The following is a 17,015-nucleotide window of genomic DNA, read 5'->3' as shown; positions in this document are numbered from 1 at the left end:
GATCTTACCGGGTCGAATCCTGTGAGCTTGCCGACGCAGCGGCGGCCTGACCGGCCGGGCTGGCATCGGCTGCTTCGATGAGTTTCGCGCCCAATGCGGCGCTCACGGCGGCCCGCGTCTGGACGAACTCTTTCTCGAAGTCGAGCGTCTTACGCGCGCTCGACATCGCCATGACGACGCTCGTGCCGTGGTCCGTGTCCTTGAGCCAGAACCACAGACGCCGTTCGCGAACGTAGAACATCGAGAAGATGCCCAATACGAGAAGCAGGCTGCCAAGATACACGACTTTTTTGCCCGGCGCGCGCGTCAACTGAAATACCGAAGCTTGCACCTGCTTGAATGAGTCAAGCTGCAAATAGACCGGCGATCCATACAGAAAGCTGTCGGAAATCGCATTAAGCGAGCTCTGGATGAAGCGGCTCGTGTCCGCATCGGCCGGCGCGGCGGGCTCGCCGAGCCGCTGGCGCGACAGTTGCCACAAGTCCCACGTCACGCCTTCGAGCATGCGAAGCAGCAGGCCCGCGGCCTTTTCCTGCTCGCCCTTCGGTACCGAGCGGTCGATAAACCCAGCGACCGCCTGGAAGCCGCCGAGCGTTTCGCCATTCGGCATCTTCATGCTGCTGTCGGCGCCCGCAAAAAGGGTCAGCACCCGCAAGGCGCTTTCCTCCAGATGTTGCTGCAACTCCGCATTTGAACCCGGCACCGAACGCTGCGCGAATTGATGAGCGGCGATGGCCCGTTGGTTCGGGTCTTCCAGCGTGGCGCGCAGATTCATCCATTCCTTGAGCGTGCCGCCGCTATCGGCGGGAATTCGCAGATAGCGGAACGGGTCGTCGGGATTCAAGCGCATGCCGGCGAGGAACATTTTCTCGCCGTTCACGTCGACGGGCAGCATGTAGTTGTTGTATTCGCGCGCCTGGCCATCCTTGCCGCGAATCTTGTACTGCACCGACGGGCCGACGTTGTGCAGATCGAGCGGCTTCGACGTCTTCGCGCCGGAGCCGAGGCGCTCGTCGAACGCTTCCTTCAGCGAGTGCTGCGCGACAACCCCGCGCGCATCGTTCTGCCCGTTGCCGTTCGAGATGTTTTCGACGTTGATCGCGCGGAAGTCGGTGAATTCGACGCTCTGGCCATCGGCCAGCGGCGTGGCCGAGCTCAACGGCGCGCTGCCGCCGATCGTGCCGCCAAACGGCGCGGGCTTTGCACTCGGGCCGGACATCGGGAAGGCAGTCATCTGCATCTGCGAGCCGCCGTCCTGGAAGCTCGATTGATAAATCGACACGCCGTCGTATTCGAACGGCTTGTTGACCTCGACGCGCGCCGGCACGCGCGCGCCGGTCTTGTGATCGATCACGACGATGTCGCTCGCGAACAGCTTCGGCATGCCGGTCGAGTAGTAATCGACGATGAACTTGTTGAGCTCGATCGAAAACGGCAGGTCCTGGATCAGCGAACCATTGGGCTGATTCAGGATCGCGGTCGACACGTGCTGCCCTTCGGGTACCCACGCGTAGCCGCGGAACGTCGGGTTCGATTGCGACAGCCGATGCTCGGGCGAAATCTCGTTGATCACCGTGTTCGAGTTGATCGGCGACTTGTCGAACAGCCACATTTGCAGCTTGATCGGCAGATTGCTGTCGAGCAGGCCGCCGAGGCAGATCACGACGATCGCGAGGTGCGCGGAGATGTAGCCGAACTTCGTCAACGCGCCACGCTTCGCGGCGATCAACGTCGCGCCGTCCGACTCGCGCGTGACGAACTTGTAGCCGAGCTTCGCCGACAACCTTGCGAGCACCGCCGCCGACTGCGCGCGCGTGCCGTGCACCGCGAACTCACCCTTGTGATGGAACGCGCGCAGGCTGCCTTCTCGAACCTTGTCCTTCCAGCTCTTCGCGTCGGCGACCATCTTCGGCGCATTTCGGATCACGCAGAGCGACACAGACACCATCAGGAAGCCGAGAATCAGCATGAACCACCACGAGCTGTACACCGTGTAGAGGCTCAGCGCGCGGAAGATGTCCGCCCAGAACGGACCGAACTGGTTGACGTAGTTGGGATACGGATCGTCCTGCGTGAGGACGGTACCGATGATGCTGGCGATCGACAGAATGACGAGCAGCGCAATGGCGAAACGCATCGAACTCAGGAGCTCGATGGCGCTGCGCATGACGCGATTGCCCGACTTCGACTGCAGACCCGACGTGGTGACGCTCATTCAAACTCCGACTGAACAGCAAAAAAGGGTGAAGGGCTGTCGTAGCGACGACACCCTCACCCTTTTCTTGTTTTTCACCGGCCTCGCCGGGCCGGTTGGATTTGCGCGGACGAAGCGCTTAATGCAGGCCCGCGATGTAGTCGGCAACCGCTTTGATTTCGTTGTCCGACAGACGCGATGCTATCGCATGCATCGCGTCGTTGTTATTTCGAGCGCCCGGACCTTGCGTGAACGCGGTCAATTGCGTCACCGAGTACTCGGCCCACTGCCCCGACAGGCGTGGATACTGGATCGGAATACCCTGCCCCGTGGGCCCGTGACAGGCCGCGCAGGCCGGCACCCCGCGGTCGGCAATCCCACCGCGATAGATCTGCTGCCCCACCGCGACGGTCTTCTTGTTGTGCGCATAGCCTGGCTTGGGCGTCTGCGTCGAGAAGTAAGCCGCGACGTTGATCATGTCCTGATCGGAAAGCGCGGCGGCCATGCCCGCCATGATCGCATTGTTGCGCGCGGCCTGTTTGGCGCCCGGCTGCGCCTTGAAATCTCTGAGCTGCTTGACGAGGTACTCAGGATGCTGGCCCGCCAGTTTCGGGTATGCGCCGCCGGCACTGTTGCCGTCTGCGCCGTGACATGACGCGCATACCTGTACCGCGATTGCCTGCCCCCGATTGATGTCCGGCTTTGCCGGATCTGCTGCTCGTGCCTGAATTGCCAAACCTGAAAGACCTGCCGTTACATGAAGCACCATCAGAGTCTTGCACAGTCGATTCATTCGCACACCCTGTCTCGTCTTGTGGGATTTTAGATGTTCTGCAAAGTACGACGACGGCGACCGAGTGACCGCCAGGAGCCGCCAAGGCACGTGGGGCGGCCTCCTAAGGTTTTCAGTAAACCATCGTATTGTACAATAACTCGCTAATCGCTTAGACGCCAGTCGGGCTTGACCCCGTTCCCGCTGCGGGCTCCGCAGCTTCTCCAATCTGGCTTCCACCATGCCCTTCCTGCTCCACGAATCCCGCTTCTATACCACCGTCAATCATCTGCGCGACCTGCCGGCCACCGCGCAGCCCGAGATCGCTTTCGCGGGACGCTCGAACGCGGGCAAATCGACCGCGATCAACGTGCTCTGCAATCAGAAGCGACTTGCATTCGCAAGTAAGACGCCTGGCCGCACGCAGCACATCAATTATTTTTCGGTTGGCAAGGCGGATGAGCCGACCGCCTATCTGGTCGACCTGCCGGGCTACGGTTATGCGGAAGTGCCGGGTGCGGCGAAGGCGCACTGGGAAGCGCTGCTGTCCACGTATCTGCAATCACGCTCGCAACTGCGCGGCATGATCCTCATGATGGATTCGCGCCGCCCTCTGACGGATCTCGATCGGCGCATGATCGAGTGGTTCGCGCCGACCGGCAAGCCGATCCACACGCTGCTCACCAAATGCGACAAATTGACGCGCCAGGAAAGCACGAACGCGTTGCGCACCGCGCAGAAGGGACTGGCCGAATATCGGGCTGCGGGCTATCGCGGCGAACTCACCGCGCAACTGTTTTCGGCGCTCAAGCGAACGGGGCTCGATGAAGCGCATGAGCTGATCGAGAGCTGGCTGATCCCGGAGGCAGCGGGCGAAACAGGCGAAACGCCGGCCGCGGGCTGAACGCATATCAATGCAGGAATCCCGCGGCACGCGTGATATGCCTGTAAAACCCGCGTCAGAGCGCGTTTGCGGCCGCGCATAAAAAAACCCGCCGCTTGAACGGCGGGTCAAACAGCCTAATCGAAAAACGACAGGCACCCGCTCAGGGAGGAGAAGCGGGGAGGTCAGCGCTAGGCGCCTTGCTCGATCGGTATGATATACCATTGTCTCGAAAAGTTTCCGGGAGCGGAGCCAGGTGCTGTTTGTCCACTCCACCTATCCACGATCTTCGATTCGATATGAGCTTCTACCCTCACTACCGTCCGCGCCGCATGCGCCGCGACGACTTCTCGCGTCGCATGATGCGCGAAAACATCCTCACGACCAACGATCTGATTTACCCCGTGTTCATCGTCGAGGGAACCAACGTGCGGCAAGCCGTGCCGTCGATGCCGGGCGTCGAGCGTGTGTCGGTCGATCTGCTGATGGGCGTCGCCGGGCAGTGCGTCGAACTGGGCGTGCCGGTGTTGTCTCTGTTTCCCGCGATCGAGCCCTCGCTGAAAACACCCGAAGGCCGTGAAGCGGCCAACCCGGCGGGCCTGATCCCGCGCGCGGTGCGTGAGTTGAAGAAGAATTTTCCGGAGCTCGGCGTGCTCACCGACGTGGCGCTCGATCCGTATACGAGCCATGGTCAGGACGGCGTGCTCGACGAAGCCGGCTACGTGATCAACGACGAAACCGTCGAGATCCTCGTCGAGCAGGCTCGTGCGCAGGCGGAAGCCGGCGTCGACATCGTCGCGCCGTCGGACATGATGGACGGACGCATTGGTGCGATCCGCGAAATGCTCGAGAGCGAGGACCACATCCACACGCGCATCATGGCGTACGCGGCGAAGTACGCTTCGGCGTTCTACGGCCCGTTCCGCGATGCCGTCGGTTCCGCGACGAACCTCGGCAAGAGCAACAAGATGACCTACCAGATGGACCCGGCAAATTCCAACGAGGCGCTGCGCGAAGTGCAGGCCGACATCAACGAAGGCGCGGACATGGTGATGGTCAAGCCGGGCATGCCGTATCTGGACATCGTGCGTCGCGTGAAGGACGAGTTCCAGTTCCCCACCTACGTGTACCAGGTAAGCGGCGAATACGCCATGCTGAAGGCCGCCGCGCAGAATGGCTGGCTCGATCACGACAAGGTGATGATGGAATCGCTGCTCGCGTTCAAGCGTGCAGGCGCGGACGGCGTGCTGACGTATTTCGCGCTGGATGCCGCGAAGATCCTGCGTTCGCAGAAGTAAGCCAGGCGCGGTTTAGCGCGCGGCCGTCGAGAAACAAACGGAGGCGAACCTTAGGGTTTCGCCTCCGTTTTTTTGTGCTGCCGTTTGCGAAGCGGCGGTCTTGCAATGCCCCGTGGCCTTATTACACCCCCGACGCACTCACCCGATCCAGTGTGCGCAGGAATTTATCCGCCGATTCGTAGCCGACCACCCGCAACACTTCCTTGCCACCCTGATCGAAAAAAATAATCCCCGGCGGCCCGAACAGATTGAAGCGCTTGAGCAGCGCCTGGTCGTCGGTATTGTTCGCAGTGACGTCGGCGCGCAGCAGATTCATCTGCTTCAGCTTCGCCTGAACGCGCGGGTCTCTGAAGGTGAGTTTTTCCATCTCCTTGCAGCTCACGCACCAGTCCGCGTAAAAATCGAGCATGGCTGGCTGCGCCGCCGTTTTGACGGCCTGGTCGAGCTGATCCGATGAACGTACCGGCGCGAACGTCAAATCGCTTTGCGGCGCCGGCGCGGCCGCGCTGGAGCCATCCTTCGCGATGCTCGCCTGATTGCCGACGCGAGCCGCGAGCACCGCCAGCGGTCGCAGCGGATCCAACGATCCCGCCGCGAGGCCAACTAGAAGCGCGGCTGCCCAAACCGTCATCACGACGCCGACCGCCCGCCCAAGCCGGTGCCATATCGAGGCGCCCGCAACCGACTTGGAAAACAGGCCGAGCGCAACCGCGGCGATCAGCAGCCAGAGGGCGCTCAACAGCATCGACGCCGCCCCGCCGAGCACCGGCCAAACAATCCACAGCGCCGCGGCCAGCAGAACGACGCCAAAGAACACTTTTACGCTGTCCATCCACTTGCCCGCGCGCGGCAGCAGTGTACCCGCGCCGAGGCCAATGATCAGCAGCGGCAGCCCGAGCCCGATGCCCATCGAGAACAGTGCCGCGCCACCGAGCACGGCGTTGCCGGTATGCGCGATGAACGCGAGCACCGCAAAAAGCGGCGCGGTCATGCAGGCGCCGACCACCAGCGCCGACAGCGCGCCCATCACGGCGACCGCGGCAAATTTGCCACCCGAGCGTCCCGCTGACGCGCTCGACATGCGATCGCGCCAGCGCGGCGGCAGTTCGAGATCCACACCGGCGATCAGCAGCAGCGCGAAAATCGTCAGAAGGCCGCCGAACGCGCCGAGCACCCACGGGTTCTGCAGCCATGCGCCGAGACTCTGCCCGACGAGTGCCGCCACGACACCCAGCACCGTGTACACGAGCGCCATCCCGACTACATACGCGAACGACAGCGCGAAGCCACGCCTGCGCGTGACGCGCGCTCCCTCACCGATGATGATCGCCGACAGAATCGGAATCATCGGATACGAGCACGGCAGCAAGCTCAGAATGGCGCCGGCAACGAAATAAAGCCCGACGATCGCAAAAAAACCGCCACGCTGCAGCAGCGACTGCGCGTAATCGGCGCTGGTGGCGCGTTCGTACCAAGGTTCGTCGTCAGTGGCGGCGGACTGTTGCGCGGTTGGGGTCGCCGCCCCGCTGCCAGCCAGCTGCAGCGCCTCGCTGCTCACGTGGTACACGCGCTCCATCGGGGGGTAGCAGATGCCCGCGTCGGCGCAGCCCTGCGACGTCACCGCAAGATCGAACGGTCCGGCAGCCTGCTTGACCGGAATACGAATCGTCAGCTCGTTGCGATACGTCTCGACATTCTTGTTGAATGTCTGATCGAACTTCACATGACCGCCTGGCAGTTCAGGCTCGCCAAGCGTCGCCGTGCCGTTGCGGGTCGCGAACGCGAAGCGCTCGCGGTACATGTAGTAGCCGTCCGCAATCTTGTAGGTGACGACGACTTGGCCGGGGGCCTCGGTCGCGCTGAACCGGAACGCGACGGACGGGTCGAGGAAGTCGTCCGCGGCGCGCGCGAGCGTGGCGACTTGCGCGAGGAACACACAGCCGAGCAGAAAGAATGCAGTGCGCAGCGCAGCGCGCGCGCGCCGGTCGAGACCGTTAAACATGAACAGGGCGTTGGGTTTCAGCAGTGATCCACTGGCCGTAGGCGGCGGAGGCCGTCGCTTGCCATGAGAGGATTTCCGGCGTGCCGTAGGGATGGTGAGCCTGAATGTATTGCTCCAGTTCGAGCGCGCGAGCGGCGCTGGTCTTGAACAGCAGCTGGATTTCCTGCGCGGTTTCGATCGCGCCCTGCCAGTGATAGCTCGACTGCACGCTGCCTAGCTGGGTGACGCACGCGCAAAGGCGAGCGGCGAGCGCGTCGGCTGCGAGCTTTTGAGCGCCGGCCGCATCCGGCACCGTTGTCAGCATCAAGGTCACATTCACACTCACACCAAGCTCCGGCGGCGCAGGATTTCGATCCCGATATCGTATCACCTGGCCCTGTCGCCCTGCAGGGCGCCACGCGGTGCGGCCGCGACATTTGGTCACTGCGAAGCAGCTTTCGCTATCAATGAAAAATCCGCCGCAGAAAACAAAAAAGCCAGGCGATGCGCCTGGCTTTTTGTCGAAGCAGAAAGCTTACTCAGCTTCTTGCACTTCCGTTTCTTCAACTTCCGGACGGTCGAGCAGTTCGACCAGTGCCATCGGCGCGTTGTCACCAACGCGGAAGCCGAACTTCAGCACGCGCAGGTAGCCGCCCGGACGGTTTGCGTAGCGCGGGCCGAGCACGTCGAACAGCTTCGTGACCGAGTCACGATCGCGCAGGCGGTTGAACGCCAGACGACGGTTTGCGAGCGACGGCTTCTTGCCGAGCGTGATCAGCGGCTCGACGACTTTACGAAGTTCCTTGGCCTTCGGCAGCGTGGTCTTGATGACTTCGTGCTCGATCAGCGAGTTGGACATGTTACGGAGCATTGCCAAACGGTGGCTGCTCGTGCGGTTCAGTTTCCGCAGACCATGACGGTGACGCATGTTAATTCCTTCAGTTCAAAGTTTTGGTCCAGCTCTTCTATCGCACTCGTTCTGCAGCATCGACTACAAACAGTGAGCGCACGGGCCGGTAGTGACAAAAGACAAGACGCGGATTTTAAAGGAAAATCCGCGCCTTTGCCAGTACAGTACAGCGGTGCAATTCGCGGGTCCACACCCGACCGAGTTGTCCGCTTACTTGTCGAGACCAGCCGGCGGCCAGTTTTCGAGCTTCATGCCGAGCGTCAGCCCACGCGATGCCAGAACTTCCTTGATCTCGTTCAGCGACTTGCGACCCAGATTCGGAGTCTTGAGCAGTTCGTTCTCGGTACGCTGGATCAGGTCGCCGATGTAGTAGATGTTCTCGGCCTTCAGGCAGTTCGCGGAACGAACCGTCAGTTCGAGATCGTCGACCGGACGCAGCAGGATCGGATCGATCTGCGGTGCGCGCGACGGCGCTTCCGCCGCTGCTTCGGTACCTTCCAGCGCCGCGAACACCGACAACTGATCGACCAGAATGCGCGCCGATTGTCGGATCGCTTCTTCCGGCGAAATCACACCGTTGGTCTCGATGTTCATCACGAGCTTGTCGAGGTCGGTGCGCTGCTCGACGCGAGCGCTTTCGACCGCGTAGCTCACGCGACGAACCGGCGAAAACGAGGCGTCCAGCACGATCCGGCCGATGATCTTGGCCGACTCTTCACCGTAACGACGCACATTGCCCGGCACATAGCCGCGGCCCTTTTCGACCTTGATCTGCACGTCGAGCTTGCCGCCCTTCGACAGATGCGCAATCACGTGATCGGGATTGATGACTTCGCAATCGTGTGCGAGTTCGATATCGCCGGCCGTGACCACGCCTTCGCCTTCCTTCCGCAGCGTAACCGTCACTTCGTCACGATTATGCAGCTTGAAGACGACGCCCTTCAGGTTCAACAACAGGTTGACCACATCCTCTTGTACACCGTCGAGCGTCGAATACTCGTGCACGACGCCTGCAATCGTCACCTCGGTCGGGGCATAGCCCACCATCGACGACAACAGCACGCGCCGAAGCGCGTTGCCCAAGGTGTGGCCATAACCGCGTTCAAACGGCTCCATGACCACTTTCGCGTGGCTTTCGCCAAGCGATTCAACTGCAATAATCTTGGGCTTCAACAAACTGGTTTGCATAGGTTTTCCTTTTCAATACCCTCGGCTCGTTACACCGATAAGGCTGACCGGTAACAACCTGAAAATAAACAGCCGAGACGCCCCCTTGCGCAACGCAATCAGGGCGCCCCGGCCGTCAATCCGATTACCGCGAATACAATTCGACGATCAGGCTTTCGTTGATGTCGCCAGCGATGTCGCTGCGTTCCGGCTTCTGCTTGAAGGTACCTTCGAACTTCTTCGCGTCGACCGCGACCCAGCTCGGCATGCCGCCTTGCTCAGCGAGCGACAGCGCCTCAATGATGCGAGCCTGCTTGCGCTTCTGTTCGCGCACGGCGACGACGTCCCCAGCCTTCACCTGCATCGACGGGATGTTCGTTACGACGCCGTTCACCGTGATTGCCTTGTGGCCAACGAGCTGACGTGCTTCAGCGCGCGTCGAGCCAAAGCCCATGCGATACACGACGTTGTCCAGACGCGATTCGAGCAGTTGCAGCAGGTTCTCACCCGTGTTGCCCTTCAGGCGGTCTGCTTCAGCGAAGTAGCGACGGAACTGGCGCTCGAGGACACCGTAGATACGCTTTACTTTTTGCTTCTCGCGCAGCTGAGTGCCATAGTCGGACGTACGTGCGCCCGAGGTACGGCCGTGCTGGCCGGGCTTGCTGTCAAGCTTGCACTTGTCAGCGAGCGAACGGCGCGCGCTCTTCAGGAAGAGGTCAGTGCCTTCCCGGCGGGACAGCTTGGCCTTGGGGCCGATATAACGTGCCACGTTGATTCCTTCTGTGATTTATCACGCGAATGCTTCCACTCGCGCTAGTCCGAACCCTTTGAGTCGAACGGTGGGCTTAGTCAATTCAATAACACGCGCAGCCCGCCACCGCGCAAGGCGGGAACAGGCGCTCGAAATACCAGCGTCTTAGATACGACGACGCTTCGGCGGACGGCAGCCGTTATGCGGGACCGGCGTCACGTCGGAGATCGCGGTGATCTTGATGCCAAGACCATGCAGCGCGCGCACCGCCGATTCCCGGCCAGGACCGGGGCCCTTGATCCGCACTTCGAGGTTCTTCACGCCGTATTCCATCGCCACGCGGCCAGCTGATTCAGCTGCGACCTGAGCTGCAAACGGAGTCGACTTACGCGAACCCTTGAAGCCCTGACCGCCCGACGTTGCCCAGGCAAGCGCGTTGCCTTGACGGTCGGTGATCGTGATGATGGTGTTGTTGAACGACGCGTGAACGTGAACCACGCCCTCGGCGACGTTCTTCTTGACCTTCTTGCGAACGCGTTGCGCCGCGGAGTTGTTCGAAGCCTTAGCCATTACGTTTTCCTGTAACTGTCAGTTCCGCTTACTTCTTCAGCGATTGCGCTGCACGACGCGGACCCTTGCGCGTACGGGCATTCGTACGCGTACGCTGGCCGCGCAGGGGCAGACCCTTACGATGCCGCACGCCACGATAGCAGCCGAGATCCATCAGGCGCTTGATGTTCATCGTCGTTTCACGGCGCAGATCGCCTTCAACGATGAACTTGCCGACTTCTTCACGCAGCTTTTCGAGGTCTGCGTCAGTCAGGTCTTTGACCTTCTTCGAAAATGCCACACCAGCAGCGACGCAAATGTCGCGCGAGCGCGTGCGACCGACACCGTAAATAGCCGTCAGGCCGATTTCAGTATGCTGGTGATTCGGGATGTTAACCCCTGCGATACGAGCCATTGTTTTTCCTCAAACAAAAAGCGCAAGCAAAAGCGCGGCGTTCAGCCTTGACGCTGTTTGTGGCGCGGATCAGAACTGCAAATCACGCGCACAACGCCTTTGCGCTTGATAATCTTGCAATTGCGGCAAATGCGCTTAACCGATGCCATCACTTTCATGATATTACCCTTTTTTCAAATCACTTCGCCCGGAACACGATCCGCGCACGCGACAGATCGTAAGGCGTCAATTCAACCGTCACCTTGTCGCCCGGCAAGATCCGGATGTAGTGCATCCGCATTTTGCCGGATATGTGTCCCAACACGACATGGCCGTTTTCCAGCTTCACCCTGAAGGTAGCATTAGGCAGGTTCTCGATTACTTCGCCCTGCATCTGGATAACATCGTCTTTGGCCATAAGTCCTTTCAACGCATCGGGACGCCGCCGCCTTTGAAATTAGCTTTCTTCAGCAGCGATTCATACTGTTGCGACATAACGTACGACTGCACCTGCGCCATGAAATCCATTGTGACGACGACAATGATCAGCAGCGACGTTCCACCAAAATAAAACGGCACGTTCCAGCGTAGCACCAGAAATTCAGGCAGCAGGCAAACGAACACGATGTAGATCGCACCGGCAAGCGTCAAACGCGTGAGGATGCGGTCGATATATCGCGCCGTCTGATCGCCCGGGCGGATACCTGGGACGAAAGCGCCGCTCTTTTTCAGGTTGTCGGCCGTTTCCCTGCTGTTAAACACCAGTGCAGTGTAAAAGAAGCAGAAGAAGACGATCGCCAACGCGTACAGCAACACGTACACCGGTTGACCGGGCTTCAGGGCTTCGGCAACGTTGTGCAACGTGTCTGCGAACCAGCTGGTACGCGAACCCGAACTGAACCAGTTCAGGATAGTTGCCGGGAAGAGAATGATCGACGATGCGAAGATCGGTGGAATCACGCCCGACATATTCAGCTTCAGCGGCAAATGCGAAGACTGGCCGCCGTAAATCTTGTTGCCCACCTGCCGCTTCGCATAATTCACAAGTATCTTGCGCTGGCCGCGTTCGATGAACACCACCACATAGGTCACAGCAGCAATCAGCGCGACGACGATAATCGCCGAGATGATGCTCATCGAGCCGGTTCGCACCAGTTCAAAGAGACCACCGATTGCGTTCGGGAAACCCGCCGCAATACCGCCGAATATGATGATCGAGATACCGTTGCCAAGCCCGCGCTCCGTGATCTGCTCACCCAGCCACATCAGGAACATCGTGCCGGTCACCAGCGTCACGACCGTCGTCAAGCGGAATACCATCCCCGGATCGATCACGAGGCCCGGCTGATTTTCCAGAGCGACGGCAATACCGAACGCCTGGAACGTCGCCAGCACAACCGTGAAGATCCGCGTGTACTGCGTAATCTTTCGCTGACCTGCCTGCCCTTCCTTTTTCAGCGCTTCGAGCTGCGGCGAAACAATCGCCAGCAACTGCATGATGATCGACGCCGAAATGTACGGCATGATCCCCAGCGCGAAAATCGTGAACCGCGAAAGTGCGCCACCCGAGAACATGTTAAACATGCCAAGGATGCCGCCCGACTGGCTTTGGAACAGTTTCGCCAGTTGGTCCGGGTCGATACCCGGCACCGGAATATGCGCGCCGATACGGTAGACGACTAGCGCCAGCAGCAGGAACACTGCTCGCCGGCGCAAATCGCCAAACTTCGCCGCGCTGCGACCGGGTTTTGCGAGACTCGGGCTGTTAGCCAAGTACCTTCTCCGATGCAAGTGCTAGTGACGGCAATTAACTCGCGCGTTACTCGGCAAAAGAGCCACCGGCTGCCTCGATAGCAGCACGTGCGCCCTTCGTCGCACCCAGACCTTTCACAACGACCTTGCGCTTGAGCTCGCCCGTTGCAATGATCTTGGCGCTACGGATCAGCTCGCCGACGAGGCCGGCTTGCTTGAGAGCCAGCAGATCGATTTCGTCGACCGGCAGCTTCTCCAGATCCGAGAGACGTACTTCACCGACGAATTCCTTCGTCAGCGAGGTGAAGCCACGCTTCGGCAGGCGACGTTGCAGCGGCATTTGACCGCCTTCAAAGCCAACCTTGTGAAAGCCGCCCGAACGCGACTTCTGACCCTTGTGACCACGGCCAGCGGTCTTGCCGAGGCCGGAGCCGATGCCGCGACCAACGCGGCGCTTTGCGTGCTTCGCGCCTTCGGCCGGCTTCAGGTTATTCAATTCCATTATCAACTCCTTGAGTCCTGGTCAGCCGCTTAGCTGATGACCTTAACGAGGTACGAAACCTTGTTGATCATGCCGCGCACAGCCGGCGTATCCTGCAACTCGCTAACCGAGTTGAGTCGGCGCAGGCCCAGGCCACGCACCGTTGCACGGTGCGATTCACGGGTGCCGATCAGGCTCTTGACGAGCTGGACCTTGACAGTTTTATCAGACATGGTGTCCACCTTTAGCCCAGAATTTCTTCGACGGACTTGCCACGCTTCGCAGCGATGTCGGCCGGCGTGGACTGCTTGCGCAGACCATCGAGCGTCGCACGAACGAGGTTGTACGGGTTCGTCGAGCCGTGGCTCTTGGCCACAACGTTCTGCACGCCCATCACGTCGAACACGGCGCGCATCGGGCCGCCTGCGATGACGCCGGTACCGTCCTTCGCCGGAGCGAGGAGGACCATCGATGCGCCGTGCTTACCGTGCACTTCGTGTTGCAAAGTACCGTTCTTCAACGGCACCTTGAACATGTTGCGGCGAGCCTGTTCCATCGCCTTCTGGACAGCGACCGGCACTTCCTTCGCCTTGCCCTTGCCCATACCGACGCGGCCATCACCGTCGCCAACCACGGTCAGTGCAGCGAAGCCGAGAATACGGCCACCCTTCACGACTTTGGTCACGCGGTTAACCGCGATCATTTTTTCACGAAGGCCGTCGTCGCGTTCGTCAGCCTGAACTTTAGCTTGCATCTTTGCCATGACGAATTCTTCCCTTAGAACTTGAGTCCGGCTTCGCGCGCCGCGTCAGCCAGCGCTTTCACGCGGCCGTGGTAACGGAAACCCGAACGGTCGAAGGCGACGGATTCGATGCCGACAGCCTTAGCCTTTTCTGCAATGCGCTTGCCGATCAGGGTTGCAGCAGCAACGTTGCCGCCCTTTCCCGATTGATCGGCCAGTTGCGCACGCACTTCGGCTTCGAGCGTCGACGCGCTAGCGAGCACCTTGGTGCCGCACGGCGAGAACACTTGCGCATAGATGTGCGTGTTCGTGCGATGCACGGCGAGACGCGCGACCTGCAGCTCAGCGATCTTGATACGCGTCTGACGAGCGCGGCGCAGGCGAGATTGAGTCTTATCCATGATTGCGCACCCTTACTTCTTCTTCGTTTCTTTGAGGATCACAACCTCATCGGCGTAACGCACGCCCTTGCCCTTGTAGGGCTCCGGCGGGCGGTAGCCGCGCACTTCTGCAGCGACTTGACCGACTTGTTGCTTGTTGATCCCCTTGATCACGATTTCGGTTTGCGACGGGGTTTCTGCCTTGACGCCAGCCGGCATCTGGTGCACCACCGGGTGCGAGAAACCCAGCGACAGGTTCAGCTTGTCGCCTTGCGCTTGTGCGCGGTAACCGACGCCGACCAGCGTCAGCTTGCGCTCGAAACCCTTCGTCACGCCGTGCACCATGTTCGCAACCAGCGCGCGCATCGTGCCCGACATCGCATTCGCCTCGCGACTTTCATCGACCGGCTCGAACTTCAGCGTGCCGCTGTCGTTCACTACCTTCACGAGGCTGTTGGCAGCCTGCGAAATCGTACCCAGCGGACCCTTGACAGTAATGCTGTCGGCGCTCAGGGCCACTTCCGCGCCTTGCAGCGCGATTGGGCTCTTACCTACTCGAGACATGTTTCTCTCCTTTCGGCCTTAAGCGACATAGCAGATGACTTCGCCGCCAACGCCCGTTGCACGTGCCTTGCGGTCCGTCATCACGCCCTTCGGCGTCGACACGATTGCCACGCCCAAGCCATTCATGACCACGGGGATGTCGTTACGGCCGCGGTACACACGCAGACCAGGCTTCGAGACGCGTTCAATGCGCTCGATGACCGGACGGCCAGCGTAATACTTCAACACGATGTTCAATTCCGACTTCGCACCTTCGGACTTCACTGCGAAATCGTCGATATAACCTTCGTCCTTCAGGACCTGCGCAATCGCAACCTTGACTTTCGACGAGGGCATAGTCACCGAAACCTTCTCGACCATCTGCGCATTGCGGATGCGAGTCAGCATATCGGCGATAGGATCACTCATGCTCATTTATGTTTCTCCTATTACCAGCTCGCCTTGGTCAGGCCAGGGATCTCGCCGCGGAACGCGATTTCGCGAATCTTGTTACGCGCCAGCCCGAATTTACGGAACGTGCCGCGCGGACGACCGGTAATTGCGCAACGGTTGCGCTTACGGGTCGGGTTAGAGTTTCGCGGCAGTTGCTGCAGTTCCAGGCGTGCTGCGTAATGCTCTTCTTCCGACTTGCTCGTATCGCCAATGATTGCCTTCAATGCTGCACGCTTGGGAGCGTACTTGGCGGCGAGGCGAGCACGCTTCTTTTCACGTTCGATCAGTGCCAGTTTAGCCACGGTAACCTCAGTTTCTGAACGGGAACTTGAAGCTGGCGAGCAGAGCCTTTGCTTCGTCGTCAGTCTTCGCAGTCGTCGTGATGCTGATGTTCAGCCCACGCAGTGCGTCGATCTTGTCGTAGTCGATTTCGGGGAAAATGATCTGCTCTTTCACACCGACGTTGTAGTTGCCGCGACCATCGAACGCCTTGCCCGACACGCCACGGAAGTCGCGCACACGGGGGAGCGCAACCGTCACGAAACGGTCCAGGAATTCGTACATTGCCTGGCCACGCAGCGTGACCATTGCACCGATCGGATAGCCCTGACGGATCTTGAAGCCAGCGATTGCCTTGCGTGCCTTCGTGATCACCGGCTTCTGGCCCGCGATCTTCGTCAGATCGCCAACGGCGTTTTCGATGATCTTCTTGTCAGCAACGGCTTCGCCAAGGCCCATGTTCAGGGTGATCTTGGTGATGCGCGGCACTTCCATCACGGACTTGTAACCGAACTTCTCGATGAGGCCGGGTACAACCTTCTCTTTGTAAAACTCTTGCAAACGAGCCATTTTTTACTCCGCAGCGTCAGGCGCTCAGTACGGCACCGGTCGTCTTCAGGAAACGGACCTTCTTGCCCCCTTCGACCTTGATGCCTACACGCGATGGCTTGCCATTCGCGTCCACCAATGCGACGTTCGAAATTTGCAGCGGCATCGTCTTGGCTTCCACGCCGCCCGTCGTACCCTTCATCGGGTTCGGCTTGACGTGCTTCTTGACGAGGTTGATGCCCTCGACAGTCACGGTCTCGCCGTGAACGGCCAGCACCACGCCACGCTTGCCCTTATCTTTGCCGGTGATGACGATAACTTCGTCACTCTTGCGAATCTTGTTCATCGCGACTCCTTACAGCACTTCAGGCGCCAGCGAAACGATCTTCATGAATCGTTCGCTACGCAACTCGCGCGTGACAGGCCCAAAAATACGGGTACCGATCGGTTCGAGCTTGGTATTGAGCAACACAGCCGCGTTGCCGTCGAACTTGATCAGCGAGCCGTCCTGACGACGCACGCCCTTGGCGGTGCGAACCACCACGGCGTTGTAGATTTCGCCTTTCTTCACGCGCCCGCGCGGCGTTGCCTCTTTGACAGTCACCTTGATGATGTCGCCAATGCTGGCATAACGACGCTTCGAGCCGCCGAGCACCTTGATGCACATGACTTCACGTGCACCCGTGTTGTCGGCCACTTCAAGCCGAGTTTCGGTCTGGATCATGGTTTATCTTTCCCAACTTAATCCGGTCACGCCACCATGGCGCTTCCCGGTCAGTCTTGGTCCCGTCAGCCGATCGGCTGCTTGGGTTAGAACAGCAGCGACGGCAAACGAAACCCGCCATCGCAATCCGGTGAATCCTTCGGTCTGGGCTGGCGCCCGAACCGCTTCCCCCACCAACTTCGCCCGCGACGGGGCTCCCACAAAGAGGGAAGA

Annotated in this window: 24 protein-coding genes; 2 read left to right on the top strand and 22 right to left on the bottom strand. The window is 60.1% G+C overall.

Going from position 1 to position 17,015, the window contains the following annotated elements:
- Window positions 1-4: 4 nt before the first annotated feature.
- Window positions 5-2,215 carry a cytochrome c biogenesis protein ResB gene (locus F6X39_RS12300; protein ID WP_187616812.1) on the bottom strand — a complete coding sequence of 737 codons (2,211 nt, stop codon included), beginning with the start codon at window positions 2,213-2,215 and terminating at the stop codon, window positions 5-7.
- A 118-nt stretch (window positions 2,216-2,333) separates the two neighbouring features.
- Window positions 2,334-2,987: a c-type cytochrome gene (locus F6X39_RS12295; RefSeq protein ID WP_184036008.1), complete on the bottom strand. Its 654-nt coding sequence runs from the start codon at window positions 2,985-2,987 to the stop codon at window positions 2,334-2,336.
- 220 nt (window positions 2,988-3,207) lie between these two features.
- On the opposite strand from F6X39_RS12295, the gene yihA reads away from it, so the two are divergent.
- Both yihA and hemB read left to right on the top strand, forming a co-directional pair.
- Window positions 3,208-3,870, top strand: a complete 663-nt coding sequence (yihA, locus tag F6X39_RS12290) for a ribosome biogenesis GTP-binding protein YihA/YsxC (RefSeq protein WP_018420165.1) — start codon at window positions 3,208-3,210, stop codon at window positions 3,868-3,870.
- A gap of 278 nt (window positions 3,871-4,148) precedes the next feature.
- Entirely contained in the window at window positions 4,149-5,147 is a 999-nt protein-coding gene (hemB, locus tag F6X39_RS12285) for a porphobilinogen synthase (protein ID WP_184065475.1), read from the top strand.
- A 121-nt stretch (window positions 5,148-5,268) separates the two neighbouring features.
- On the opposite strand, the gene dsbD is transcribed toward hemB, so the two are convergent.
- From dsbD to rplN, 20 genes are all read right to left on the bottom strand, one after another.
- Window positions 5,269-7,149, bottom strand: a complete 1,881-nt coding sequence (gene dsbD, locus F6X39_RS12280; protein WP_187616811.1) for a protein-disulfide reductase DsbD — start codon at window positions 7,147-7,149, stop codon at window positions 5,269-5,271.
- A complete protein-coding gene (gene cutA / locus F6X39_RS12275) occupies window positions 7,142-7,474 on the bottom strand; it encodes a divalent-cation tolerance protein CutA (protein ID WP_410450093.1) in 333 nt (110 codons plus the stop codon). The genes dsbD and cutA overlap by 8 nt, the downstream gene beginning before the upstream one ends.
- A 189-nt stretch (window positions 7,475-7,663) precedes the next feature.
- Window positions 7,664-8,056, bottom strand: a complete 393-nt coding sequence (rplQ, locus tag F6X39_RS12270) for a 50S ribosomal protein L17 (protein ID WP_013090750.1) — start codon at window positions 8,054-8,056, stop codon at window positions 7,664-7,666.
- Window positions 8,057-8,248: 192 nt separating this feature from the next.
- On the bottom strand, window positions 8,249-9,226 hold the full coding sequence (locus F6X39_RS12265) for a DNA-directed RNA polymerase subunit alpha (RefSeq protein ID WP_007730697.1): 978 nt from the start codon (window positions 9,224-9,226) through the stop codon (window positions 8,249-8,251).
- Window positions 9,227-9,350: 124 nt separating this feature from the next.
- Window positions 9,351-9,974, bottom strand: a complete 624-nt coding sequence (rpsD, locus tag F6X39_RS12260; RefSeq protein WP_013090752.1) for a 30S ribosomal protein S4 — start codon at window positions 9,972-9,974, stop codon at window positions 9,351-9,353.
- Between the two features lie 147 nt (window positions 9,975-10,121).
- On the bottom strand, window positions 10,122-10,526 hold the full coding sequence (gene rpsK, locus F6X39_RS12255; protein WP_006052224.1) for a 30S ribosomal protein S11: 405 nt from the start codon (window positions 10,524-10,526) through the stop codon (window positions 10,122-10,124).
- 28 nt (window positions 10,527-10,554) lie between these two features.
- Window positions 10,555-10,920 carry a 30S ribosomal protein S13 gene (gene rpsM / locus F6X39_RS12250; RefSeq protein ID WP_013589830.1) on the bottom strand — a complete coding sequence of 122 codons (366 nt, stop codon included), beginning with the start codon at window positions 10,918-10,920 and terminating at the stop codon, window positions 10,555-10,557.
- Window positions 10,921-10,961: 41 nt separating this feature from the next.
- Entirely contained in the window at window positions 10,962-11,078 is a 117-nt protein-coding gene (rpmJ, locus tag F6X39_RS12245) for a 50S ribosomal protein L36 (RefSeq protein ID WP_004199844.1), read from the bottom strand.
- A gap of 20 nt (window positions 11,079-11,098) precedes the next feature.
- Window positions 11,099-11,317, bottom strand: coding sequence for a translation initiation factor IF-1 (gene infA, locus F6X39_RS12240; protein WP_004521905.1), 219 nt, complete (start codon window positions 11,315-11,317; stop codon window positions 11,099-11,101).
- 8 nt (window positions 11,318-11,325) lie between these two features.
- Complete coding sequence (gene secY, locus F6X39_RS12235; protein WP_090802158.1) at window positions 11,326-12,672, bottom strand: preprotein translocase subunit SecY; 1,347 nt, start codon at window positions 12,670-12,672, stop codon at window positions 11,326-11,328.
- A 46-nt stretch (window positions 12,673-12,718) separates the two neighbouring features.
- Window positions 12,719-13,153, bottom strand: coding sequence for a 50S ribosomal protein L15 (gene rplO / locus F6X39_RS12230; RefSeq protein WP_075303261.1), 435 nt, complete (start codon window positions 13,151-13,153; stop codon window positions 12,719-12,721).
- A 29-nt stretch (window positions 13,154-13,182) separates the two neighbouring features.
- Window positions 13,183-13,365 carry a 50S ribosomal protein L30 gene (rpmD, locus tag F6X39_RS12225; protein WP_008923335.1) on the bottom strand — a complete coding sequence of 61 codons (183 nt, stop codon included), beginning with the start codon at window positions 13,363-13,365 and terminating at the stop codon, window positions 13,183-13,185.
- 11 nt (window positions 13,366-13,376) lie between these two features.
- Complete coding sequence (gene rpsE, locus F6X39_RS12220) at window positions 13,377-13,895, bottom strand: 30S ribosomal protein S5 (protein WP_184065468.1); 519 nt, start codon at window positions 13,893-13,895, stop codon at window positions 13,377-13,379.
- 14 nt (window positions 13,896-13,909) lie between these two features.
- Window positions 13,910-14,275, bottom strand: a complete 366-nt coding sequence (gene rplR, locus F6X39_RS12215) for a 50S ribosomal protein L18 (RefSeq protein ID WP_134169729.1) — start codon at window positions 14,273-14,275, stop codon at window positions 13,910-13,912.
- Between the two features lie 12 nt (window positions 14,276-14,287).
- Entirely contained in the window at window positions 14,288-14,818 is a 531-nt protein-coding gene (rplF, locus tag F6X39_RS12210) for a 50S ribosomal protein L6 (protein ID WP_018420154.1), read from the bottom strand.
- 18 nt (window positions 14,819-14,836) lie between these two features.
- On the bottom strand, window positions 14,837-15,232 hold the full coding sequence (gene rpsH, locus F6X39_RS12205) for a 30S ribosomal protein S8 (RefSeq protein WP_006052216.1): 396 nt from the start codon (window positions 15,230-15,232) through the stop codon (window positions 14,837-14,839).
- A gap of 14 nt (window positions 15,233-15,246) precedes the next feature.
- Complete coding sequence (rpsN, locus tag F6X39_RS12200; RefSeq protein WP_090802162.1) at window positions 15,247-15,552, bottom strand: 30S ribosomal protein S14; 306 nt, start codon at window positions 15,550-15,552, stop codon at window positions 15,247-15,249.
- A 7-nt stretch (window positions 15,553-15,559) separates the two neighbouring features.
- Entirely contained in the window at window positions 15,560-16,099 is a 540-nt protein-coding gene (gene rplE, locus F6X39_RS12195) for a 50S ribosomal protein L5 (RefSeq protein WP_090802163.1), read from the bottom strand.
- A 16-nt stretch (window positions 16,100-16,115) separates the two neighbouring features.
- A complete protein-coding gene (gene rplX, locus F6X39_RS12190) occupies window positions 16,116-16,424 on the bottom strand; it encodes a 50S ribosomal protein L24 (protein WP_184035555.1) in 309 nt (102 codons plus the stop codon).
- 9 nt (window positions 16,425-16,433) lie between these two features.
- Entirely contained in the window at window positions 16,434-16,802 is a 369-nt protein-coding gene (gene rplN, locus F6X39_RS12185) for a 50S ribosomal protein L14 (protein WP_006998478.1), read from the bottom strand.
- Window positions 16,803-17,015: the final 213 nt, after the last annotated feature.

Origin of the sequence: Paraburkholderia sp. UCT2 (genome assembly GCF_014397665.1) — a bacterium.
Taxonomy (GTDB): Bacteria; Pseudomonadota; Gammaproteobacteria; order Burkholderiales; family Burkholderiaceae; genus Paraburkholderia; species Paraburkholderia tuberum.
This window is presented reverse-complemented; position numbering and strand designations above follow the sequence as displayed.